The sequence below is a fragment of the Wolbachia pipientis genome (assembly GCF_023661085.1).
Lineage (GTDB): Bacteria > Pseudomonadota > Alphaproteobacteria > Rickettsiales > Anaplasmataceae > Wolbachia.
Window position 1 is genome coordinate 1 of record NZ_JAHDJT010000155.1, and the last position, 2,055, is coordinate 2,055.

The window sequence follows — 2,055 nt, forward strand, 5'->3', positions numbered from 1 at the left end:
CTTGTCATTTTAACCTGTACAGATTGGGAAGTTAAACAAATAGCTTCACTACTATGGTAAGGGTATCGGCGAAGGTTGTCAAGTAGTTTTTTCGCATATGCCAAAGTTGGTTTGATATGTGAGTTGACAAGAAAAGTTGTATTTAGGCAAATAATATTCTACTTTAGGTTATGGTTCCGTAATTCCTCCTTTGATGGTATTTTTTCCTCACACTTTATCATGCCCTGGAACTGTACATCTGAGACTTCAGTGAGGCCCAGAGTTGATGATAAGAAATATAATCTGCTTAAAAATTTTTATTCAGTAATTTTTTTATAAAGGTATTATTTTTACCTGTAGTAAAGTAGATTAGAATGAAGTCTATCTTGTTGACTAGGCCTTTATCAGACTCACTGGATACAAGAAGTGCGCTGAGGAAATATGGGTATAAAGTATATATAGAGCCAGTATTCACAATAAAATATCTGCAGCCTGATATATCTGCGTATGAATTTGATGTGGTAATATCCACAAGTAAAAACAGCGTGAAAGCATTTAGCCAAATATGCAAAGTAGATGACCTTCCAGTCATTACAGTTGGTAGCTCAACGATGCAAACTGCAAAGGATTTAGGGTTCTCTGATATCATATCAGCAGACAGTAATGTTGAGGGTCTGATATCATTTATAAAAAATCACTATTCAATAGCAGTAAAGTTCCTATATATCAGGGGACAGGAAATATCATGCGATTTGAAAAAAAGGTTATCTGAAGAAGGTTTTAACGTAAGAGAAGTTATACTCTACAAGACAATTATTAAAAGGAATCTGACCCACAGGTGCAAAAATTTGTTATTAGGTAGTAAAATCGATAGTGTTGCTTTTTTTTCCTCACAGACAGCAAGAATATTCTGTTCTTTAGTTTCAAAAAGTGGCCTATCTCATGCAATGAGCGATATAGTTGCATATGCTATGAGTAAGAATATTGCTGATAGCTTGAAGTCAATCAAATGGAAAAAAGTTACAACGTCGAGGCTACCTACTAAAGAGAGTTTAATTGATATGATTAATAAGGATTGCTGATGCTAAAAATTGCCACTTGGAATGTCAACTCTATACGCAAAAGAGTTGAGCAGCTCTGTAGTTTCATAATTGATAGTCAGATAGATGTAATTCTGCTGCAAGAAATAAAGTGCACGGAAGAGCAATTTCCTTATGCGGAAATAGAGAAGCTCGGGTATGAATGCGCTGTCTATGGGCAAGTTGCAAGAAATGGTGTTTGTGTTTTATCTAAACATCCAATACTAGAGAAATTGAAAATTGACATTGTAGAAGGCTATCAAGAAGCGCGTTATATAGAGTGCAAAGTAAAGCACAATAATCAGAAGATAAGAGTAGGAAGCGTATACGTTCCAAATGGTCAAAGCCCAGATTCTCACGCGTTTGCGTATAAACTCAAGTTTTTCGATAACCTACACGAAAGAATGGGCTATTTGTTGAAGAATGAGGAGCTAACTATTATAGCCGGCGACTACAATGTTGCACCGAATGAAATTGACGTTTTTGACCCAATTTTATTGAATGGTCAAGTGTGTTTTCATATAAAAGAACGCGAGAAATTAAGGGCAATCCTGAATCTTGGGTTTAAAGACGCATTTAGGACATCCAACCCAAACTTACAGCAGTTTACTTGGTGGCACTATCAAGGCAATTCACTAAGAAATAATCAAGGAATGCGAATAGATCATATGCTGCTATCACCGCAAGCTATTGATAGGTTGGAAACGTGTTATATAGATAGCAGGCTGCGCAAGCTGGAAAGCCCATCCGACCATACACCCGTTGTGTGTATTATGAATCCCCAGGTTGAAGAAAAAAACGCGGCTGCACAATAGATTTCTCGCATAACAAACTTTTGACAGAGCATTGGTGTTCTCAATAGCAACAAAAAAAACTACTTGACAACCTTCGCCGTTATCCTTATCATAGTATTGAAGCTATTTATTTATCTTCGCAATCTCCGCAGTGGATTAATGACAAAAAACTTAGAGTATTTGGCGTCTCATTGTTTAAATTT

At 36.3% G+C, this 2,055-nt stretch carries 2 protein-coding genes; both read left to right on the plus strand.

Going from position 1 to position 2,055, the window contains the following annotated elements; translation table 11 throughout:
* The first annotated feature begins 353 nt into the window (after positions 1–353).
* Positions 354–1,061, plus strand: a complete 708-nt coding sequence (locus DM84_RS05780; RefSeq protein ID WP_250779035.1) for a uroporphyrinogen-III synthase — start codon at positions 354–356, stop codon at positions 1,059–1,061.
* Positions 1,061–1,873 (plus strand): exodeoxyribonuclease III, encoded by an 813-nt coding sequence (locus DM84_RS05785; RefSeq protein WP_250779036.1) that lies wholly within the window; start codon positions 1,061–1,063, stop codon positions 1,871–1,873. Before DM84_RS05780 ends, DM84_RS05785 begins: the two co-directional genes overlap by 1 nt.
* Positions 1,874–2,055: the final 182 nt, after the last annotated feature.

What these genes read in the sequence shown, in the direction of transcription:
- DM84_RS05780 (WP_250779035.1), top strand. Translation starts at nt 354, where the DNA reads ATGAAGTCTATCTTGTTGACTAGGCCTTTATCAGACTCACTGGATACA.
- DM84_RS05785 (WP_250779036.1), top strand. Translation starts at nt 1,061, where the DNA reads ATGCTAAAAATTGCCACTTGGAATGTCAACTCTATACGCAAAAGAGTT.